Here is a 7396-nt window from a genome sequence, read left to right as displayed (position 1 = left end):
CGACCCCGCCAGGGGGCTGCCGCCCCCTGGACCCCCGCTTCGGCCCTGAACGGGCCTCGTCCTCAAACGCCGGACGGGCTGAAATGCACGGACCGGCGTCGAGGAGCGGAGCCACCACGGGTGGGTGGCGGATCGGGATGGCCGTGCTCGGCCTCGGACGCTGTGCGGGCTGGGATGCCTGGACCGGGGTGGAGGAGTGGAGCCGTCGCGGGTGGGTGGGGGATTGGGATGGTGGTGTTCGGCCTCGGACGCCGGGCGGGCCGAGTGCGCGGGTCGGCGTCGAGAGTGATCGTTGTCAGTGGGGCGTGTCACCATCGGGCGTATGGACAAAGTGCGGCAGTTGCGGCTGGCGAAGGACGCCATGGATCGGGACTGGGCCGAGCCCGGGCTCGATCTGGATGCTGTTGCCGCGCATGCCGGGTACTCGCGGTATCACTTCGTGCGGGCGTTCAAGGCGGCGTACGGGGAGACGCCGGGGCAGTATCTGACGCATCGGCGGATCGAGCGGGCCGAGGAGTATCTGCGGGGGGCCAATCTGACCGTGACGGAGATCTGCCATCTGGTCGGGTTCAGCAGCCTCGGCACGTTCTCGGCGAAGTTCAAGGCGCGGACCGGGCTGCCCCCGACCGAGTACCGGGAGAAGCATGTCGGGCGAGGGGCCGCGTTGATACCGGGGTGCTACGCGATGTTGTGGGCCGGGGGCTTTCGGCGGCGGGGGGATGAGGGTCAGGCGCAGGAGAGCAACTCTGGAGAAGCGTGCTGACCTCGCCCCTGCCTAGCGTGAGGGAAGGAAGCAGAAACCGGAGCACGGGAGAGCAGCGTCATGATCAAGGGCCTCGGCATCACCACCGTATGGACGTTTGACCAGCAGCGCACCAAGGCGTTCTTCACGGAGAAGATCGGCTTCGAGGTGCGCAACGATCTTTCCATGGGCGAAATGCGGTGGGTCACCGTGGGCGCCAAGGACCAGCCGGACGTCGAACTCGCGCTGATGAGTCTCGACGGGCCGGGACTGGACCCCGAGTCCTCCGATGCGCTGAAGAAGCTCGTCGGGAAGGGGGTCATCGGGGCCGGGGCGTTCCGGACCGACGACTGCCGGGGGGACTACGAGACCTTCAAGGCGCGCGGGGTGGAGTTCATCCATGAACCCCAGGAGCGGCCGTACGGCATCGAGGCGATCTTCCGCGACGACAACGGCAACTGGTACTCGCTGACCGAGCGGAGTGAGGAGCTCGACTTCTCCAAGTCGTTCGGGTGAGCCCCGCCAAGCGCCGCTACGGCAGCATCGGGTAGCTCCCCGTGTTCGTCGGCGCGTGCTCCGGGAGCCAGAGGACGGCCACCGCGCCCTCCGCCGGCACATGCTCCGGCGCGCCCGCCGGACGTACGTTGCGGAAGGTCAGGCGGGCACCGAGGACCCGGGCCTGACCTGCCGCGATCGTCAGACCGAGGCCGTGGCCGTGGCCCGAGCGGTCGCTGCTGCCCGTGCGGAAGCGGCTGGGGCCGTCGGCGAGCAGGTCCTCGGGGAATCCGGGGCCGTGGTCGCGGACCCGGATGACCCGGCCCTCGACCGTGACCTCGATCGGCGGTCTGCCGTGCCTCGCCGCGTTCGCCAGCAGGTTGAACAGCACCCGCTCCAGGCGCCTCGGGTCGGTCGTGACCTCCGACTCGTGGACGACGCGCACCTCGATGGCGGGATCCTTCACCGCGACCCGCCGGCTGACGAACTCGCCCAGCATGATGCCCTGCAGCTCGGCCCGCTCCGAGGCACTGTCCAGGCGGGCCACCTCCAGGACGTCCTCGACGAGCGTGCGCATGGCCTTCGCCCGGTCCAGGACCAGCTCGGTGGGCCGGCCGGGCGGCAGGAGTTCCGCCGCCGTCAGCAGACCCGTCACCGGCGTACGCAGCTCGTGCGCGATGTCCGCGGTGACCCGGCGCTCCGCCTCCAGCCGCTGCTGCAGCGCGTCCGCCATGGCGTCCACGGCGCTCGCCAGATCGTCGGTCTCGTCCTGTACGACACCCCCGATGGCGTCCCGCACCCGCACGTCCGGCTCGCCGCTCGCGACCTGGTTCGCCGCGGCCGCCGCCTTGCGCAACCGGCGAGACAACTGCGCGCCGATGAGCACGCCGAGCGCACTGCCGCCGAGAACGACCGAGATGGAACCGATGATCATGGCCTGGTCGAGGCGGTCCAGGATGTGCTCACTGCGATCGGTCCAGCCGGTGCGCAGCGACAGGACCTGCCCGTTGTTGAGCGGTACGGCCGCCCAGATGTCGGGCGCCCCGCTCGGCGTGTCCGTCACATACGTCGCCCGCCGGCCCTCCTCGACCTTGGCCCGCAGCGCCGCCGGCAGCTCCGGGTCGTTGATCGTGGCGTTGGGGAAGTTCAGCCGCTTGGACTGCTCGTAGCTGCGCTGGGCGATCTGGATGCGCTCGTCCGCGAGGTCGCGCGCGCTGTCCAGCAGCGAGACCCGGGCCTGGTTGTGCACGACCAGGCTCAGCACGACCGCCACGAGCGTGCCGACCAGCGCGATCGCCGCGCTCAGCTTCCACCGCAGGCCGGTGCGAATGGCGACCCGGCTGCCCGTGCGTCTGCTCGTGCGCGTGCCCGTACGACCGATCATGACCTGTCCCGCGATGTCCGCCGAGTCCGTGAGGCCCGCGTGCCCGGCGCCGGACGGAGCCGGGTGTCGAAACGTCCCCCTCATGCCGGCCCCGCTCAGGCCTTCAACTTGTAGCCGAAGCCGCGGACCGTCTCGATGCGGTCCTGGCCGATCTTCTGCCGCAGCCGCTGCACATGGACGTCCACCACTCGCGTGTCCCCGCCCCAGCCGTAGTCCCACACGCGCTCCAGCAGTTTGTCCCGCGACAGCACCGTGCCCGGCGTGGAGGAGAACTCCAGCAGCAGCCGCATCTCGGTCGGCGTGAGCGCCACCGGCTCCCCGGACCTGCGCACCTCCATGCCCTCGGTGTCGACCTCCAGATCGCCGAAGGCCAGCACCCCGCCGGTGGCCGCCGATCCGGCGTCGTCCGCCCGGTCGTCGCGGCCGGCGTGCCCGAAGCGGCGCAGCACGGCACGGATCCGCGCGACCAGCACGGCACCGTCGAACGGCTTGGTCACGTAGTCGTCGGCGCCCGCTTCCAGGCCCAGCACCACGTCGATCGAGTCCGCCCGCGCCGAGAGCATGATCACCGGCACGGTCGACTCGTCGCGGATACGGCGGCACAGGCTGACGCCGTCCAGGCCCGGGACCATGACGTCCAGCAACGCGATGTCCGGCCGGTTCGTGCGGAACGCCTCCAGGCCCGACAGCCCGTCGGGCATGGCGGTGACCGCGAAGCCGTCCCGCTCCAGGGCGAGCTGGGTGGCCTCGCGGATGACGTCGTCGTCCTCGACGAACAGAACGTGGGTCTGGTCTGCCATCCCGGTGCTCTCAGTCCTCGTGTGCCGTGTGCCGTGTGTTCTCGGCCGTGTCTTCTCGACCGTATTTTTTCGGCCGTGTCTTTTCGGGGGTGCATCGCGTGTCCACTTGAGGGACGCGTGGATCGGCCGATGCGTTCACCGCTGCCGCGGGCCGCCCTCAACTGTCGGGCGCCGACTCGTCACCGCCGCCGAGGGGGCCGTAGTCGGTGCGGTTGCGGTGCTTCTGGACGAAGCGGTCGGAGGTCCACAGGTATTGGATCACGTACTCGCTGGACGGGTTCGACAGCGCGTCGTCCTTGGCGTACACCTGCTCGGTCACCACCAGCAGGCCGCGGTCGATCTCCGCGTAGACCGGCGGCTCCTCGGCCTTGAACACATTGTGGTAGTCGCCGCCCTGCTCGCGGTACACGTACGAGGCGACGCCGACCTGATCGCCGCAGGACAGGACGTTGACCACGATGTCGTCCGCCGCCCCGCCGGTCAGATCGCCGTAGGACACATCGACGGGATAGTCGTCGGACACGCACGGCTTCAGCTCGCGCTTGACCTGCGCCGAGACCGCCGGGTCCTTCTTGACCAGGCGGACGGCCTCCCTCGGGTCCGGGGCGGCCGAGGCGGAGGGCGACGCCGCGAGCGACGCCGAGACGGCCGAGCCGCCCGGCGCGTCGTGCGCCGGTCCCTCGTCGCGGGCGCCGGTGCCGCCGGTGGCGCATGCGGAGGCGAAAAGGGCGAGGGCGACGACCACGGCCACCGCCGTGAACGCCGCCTGCAAGGTTCCCCGGACCGGTACGGGCGCGGGGCGGTGGGGGCCGACGTCCTCGGAATCCCCGTCCGCGCCCCTGTCACCCTTGTCCGTGTGCCCGGTCCTGTCCGTGTGCCCGGTGCCGCCCGCTGTCGTGCCTAGGCCGCGCAACGCTCCCGCTCCTCACGCTCCAGCGCGCGTGCGTCCAGATCGCGGCTCTCCAGCTCCTCGCGGAGCCGGGCGAGCGCCCGGTGCAGCGTGCTCTTGACCGTTCCGGCCGACATGCCGAGGGCGGCGGCCGTCTCCTCCGTGGACATCTGCTCCCAGTGTCGCAGCACCACGACACTGCGCTGCTTGGGAGCCAGCACCTTCATGATGTCCATCAGCAGGGCGCGGTCCGCGTGCTGCTCGGTGGAGTCGTCGACCGAGGCGTCCGGGAGCTGCTCGGTCGGCACCTCCTCCAGCTTCCGCGCCCGCCACCACTCGGTCCGCGTGTTGATCATGACGCGGCGCAGGTAGGCGTCCGCGAGTCGCTTGTCCGCTATGCCGTCCCAGCGGTGGTACGTGCGCACCAGCGCCGTCTGCAGCAGGTCCTGGGCGTCCACCGGGTCCGGGACCAGTCGGCGGGCACTGCGCAGCAGCGCGTCCTGCCGGGTGCGGACGTACTCCTCGAACTCGAGCACCTCTCCCTGCGCCATGTTGACCGCCTCCTGATTCCCCGTTGCCGGCCGGCTTGTCCGCCGTCGGGTCTCAATGCCTGTGGTTCGTAGTCGTCCCCGTCTGTCGGGTACGGAAATGAAGCTACGGAGGCGTTGTCACGGAGGTGTCCGAAGCAGCCTGCGGCTAGCGCTCGGCTGCCCGTCGGTTGTGTAACGGAATCAGGAAAGGGGTAAAACGCTAGATCGCTTGGGGTCGGTATGGGGTGATTTGGTGGGGTGATGGCCGTGTAGCGGCCATGCGGCTGCTGTGTGTGGTGTGTTGCAGAGGCCTACGGCTGTGATGTGACTGTGCGCCGGGCCGCCTGGGCGGCCGGGGCGGGCATCAGGTCAGCGGCAGCCGGTACATCCCGCCCGGCAGCGGCTCCACCAGACCGTCCGCGACAAGGCCGTCCAGGGCACGGGCGCGCTGCACCGGCTCGTGCCACACCCGGTCGAGGGCCGCCTGCGGGACGGGCAGGTGGGCCTCGCGGAGCACGGCGAGCAGCTTGCCGCGCACCTGGCGGTCGGTGCCGGCGTACGTCTGACCGCGGCGCGGCGGACCGTCGTGCTCGGGCTTGCCCGCGAGCCGCCAGGCGCACTGAGCGGCGATCGGGCAGCGGTGACACGACTCGTTCTTCGCGGTGCACACCAGCGCGCCGAGTTCCATGGAGGCGGCGGCCCAGCGGGCGGCGGTGCGCTCGTCGTCGGGGAGCAGGGTGCGGGCGAGCTTGCGTTCGGCGGCGGTGGTGGCGTTCGGCGGGTACTGCACGCCGGTGACGGCGCGGGCGAAGACCCGGCGGACGTTGGTGTCCAGTACGGGGTGCCGCTGGCCGTACGCGAAGGAGGCCACCGCGGCCGCCGTGTACTCGCCGATGCCGGGCAGCGCGAGGAGCTGGGCGTGGTCGGTCGGTACGTCCCCGCCGTGCCGTTCCGCTATGGCGACGGCGGCGCCGTGCAGCCGCAGCGCGCGGCGCGGGTAGCCGAGCCGGCCCCAGGCGCGCACGGCCTCGCCGGGGGCCTCCTTGGCCAGGTCGGCGGGTCGGGGCCAGCGGGCGAGCCACTGTTCGTAGACGGGCAGCACACGGTTCACGGGCGTCTGCTGCAGCATGAACTCACTGACCATCACCCCCCAGGGCCCGGCCTCGGGGCGCCGCCAGGGGAGATCGCGGGCGTTCTCGTCGAACCAGTCGATGACGGTTTCTTGCAGAGGCTGAGCGAGGGGGGCGTCCGCGCCGGCGTCGGCGGGGTGGCTGTGCGGGGGTTTCGTGGGCGCAGTCATGGCCTTCCGATCCTGCCATGCCGGTGGCGGTCGGGTGGGTAGGTGCGGGTGCCGGTGCGTTGTGGCTGCCGGTTGGGGTGGGTGGTGGTCGCCGGGGGCCTGCGTCCCCAGACCCATGGACCTGCGTCCCCAGACCCACGGACCTGCTGTGAAGAGCGCACCGCACCTGACGATCGGCAGCAGTGGCTCCCCGCCACCCGCTTGTAGCGTCGGGCGGATGGAACGTCCTCGCACATGGCGGGCCTGCCTCCTGTGGGCCGCCCTCGCGTCGCCCGCGCTCACGGCCGACCGTCTCGGGCTGAACGAGCCGCGCGGCCTGTGGCAGCAGTTGGCCGGGCCGGCCGTGCTCGCCGCCGCGGTCGCCGTGGCCCGGCGGTACCCCTTGGTGGCCTTCGGGCTGACGGCCGTAGTGAGCCTGGCCGCCGCTCCCGCCCTGTTCACGGTCTCCTACGGCCCGGCGCTCGGCGCCTTCGCGCTGCTGCTCGGTCTGCGCGCGGACCGGGTGCGCCCGGCGGCGGTCGTCTTCGGGGGTGTCGGCTGTCTCGGTACGGCGAGGATCGCGCTCCTCGGGGTCGATCCGGCGCCGGAATGGGTGGTGCTGACCGGCACGTTGCTCTTCGGCTGCGTGTTCCCCTGGCTCGGTGGCCGCTACTGGCGGCAGAGCCGCGAGCTGGCCGCGGCCGGCTGGACGCGGGCCGCGCGGCTGGAGGGCGAGCAGCGCATCGCCGAGGAGCGGGCCCGACTGCGCGAACGGGCCCGGATCGCCCAGGACATGCACGACTCCCTGGGCCACGAGCTGAGCCTGATCGCCCTGCGCGCGGGCGCCCTCCAGGTCGCCCCCGACCTCCCGGACCACCACCGCACCGCCGCCGACCTGCGCGCGGCCGCCGCCGACGCCACCGACCGGCTGCACCGCGTCATCGGCGTCCTGCGGGAGGAGAACGAGCCGCTCTCGCTGACTCCGCCGGGGGAGACCGTCGAGCAACTCGTGGCACGCGCCGCCGAGTCGGGGCTGCCGGTGCGGTGGGAACCGGTCCGCTCCCCGCCGAAGCCGGGCGGCCTGGCCGAGCGGATCCTGTACCGGGTGGTCCGCGAGGCCCTGACCAACGCGGCACGGCACGCGCCCGGCGCCGCCGTCACCGCCGTCGGCGGCGAGAGCTGCTGCCGGGAGTTTCGGCGTTCGTCAGCGGCTGTCAGTGGGCGTTGGTAGGTTCAGTGTTGGCCGGGTGGCGAAAGCCAAGCCATCCAGCCACAGT

8 protein-coding genes are annotated in these 7396 nt (G+C 71.8%); 3 read left to right on the top strand and 5 right to left on the bottom strand.

Annotation, left to right across the window (positions count from 1 at the left end; all coding sequences use genetic code 11):
* The first annotated feature begins 322 nt into the window (after positions 1–322).
* Together ADL12_RS16520 and ADL12_RS16515 are read left to right on the top strand one after the other, a co-directional pair.
* A complete protein-coding gene (locus ADL12_RS16520) occupies positions 323–763 on the top strand; it encodes a helix-turn-helix transcriptional regulator (RefSeq protein WP_062703095.1) in 441 nt (146 codons plus the stop codon).
* 60 nt (positions 764–823) lie between these two features.
* Entirely contained in the window at positions 824–1258 is a 435-nt protein-coding gene (locus ADL12_RS16515) for a VOC family protein (RefSeq protein WP_062703091.1), read from the top strand.
* A 16-nt stretch (positions 1259–1274) separates the two neighbouring features.
* Here ADL12_RS16515 and cseC read toward each other — a convergent pair whose 3' ends face one another.
* From cseC to ADL12_RS16490, 5 genes are all read right to left on the bottom strand, one after another.
* Complete coding sequence (gene cseC, locus ADL12_RS16510; RefSeq protein ID WP_062703089.1) at positions 1275–2705, bottom strand: two-component system sensor histidine kinase CseC; 1431 nt, start codon at positions 2703–2705, stop codon at positions 1275–1277.
* 11 nt (positions 2706–2716) lie between these two features.
* Positions 2717–3421, bottom strand: a complete 705-nt coding sequence (gene cseB, locus ADL12_RS16505) for a two-component system response regulator CseB (protein ID WP_062703087.1) — start codon at positions 3419–3421, stop codon at positions 2717–2719.
* Between the two features lie 157 nt (positions 3422–3578).
* Positions 3579–4193: a hypothetical protein gene (locus ADL12_RS16500; RefSeq protein ID WP_062703093.1), complete on the bottom strand. Its 615-nt coding sequence runs from the start codon at positions 4191–4193 to the stop codon at positions 3579–3581.
* 128 nt (positions 4194–4321) lie between these two features.
* The gene (locus tag ADL12_RS16495) at positions 4322–4861 is read right to left on the bottom strand and encodes a SigE family RNA polymerase sigma factor (protein ID WP_003999062.1); all 540 of its coding nucleotides are present in this window, start codon (positions 4859–4861) and stop codon (positions 4322–4324) included.
* A 343-nt stretch (positions 4862–5204) separates the two neighbouring features.
* The gene (locus ADL12_RS16490) at positions 5205–6140 is read right to left on the bottom strand and encodes an HhH-GPD family protein (protein WP_062703086.1); all 936 of its coding nucleotides are present in this window, start codon (positions 6138–6140) and stop codon (positions 5205–5207) included.
* Between the two features lie 217 nt (positions 6141–6357).
* On the opposite strand from ADL12_RS16490, the gene ADL12_RS16485 reads away from it, so the two are divergent.
* Positions 6358–7350, top strand: coding sequence for a sensor histidine kinase (locus ADL12_RS16485; RefSeq protein ID WP_244187911.1), 993 nt, complete (start codon positions 6358–6360; stop codon positions 7348–7350).
* The last annotated feature ends 46 nt before the right edge of the window (positions 7351–7396 follow it).

Source organism: Streptomyces regalis, from assembly GCF_001509475.1.
Classification (GTDB): domain Bacteria; phylum Actinomycetota; class Actinomycetes; order Streptomycetales; family Streptomycetaceae; genus Streptomyces; species Streptomyces regalis.
The sequence above is the reverse complement of the archived record's forward strand: the minus strand, read 5'-3'. Positions and strand labels throughout refer to the sequence as shown.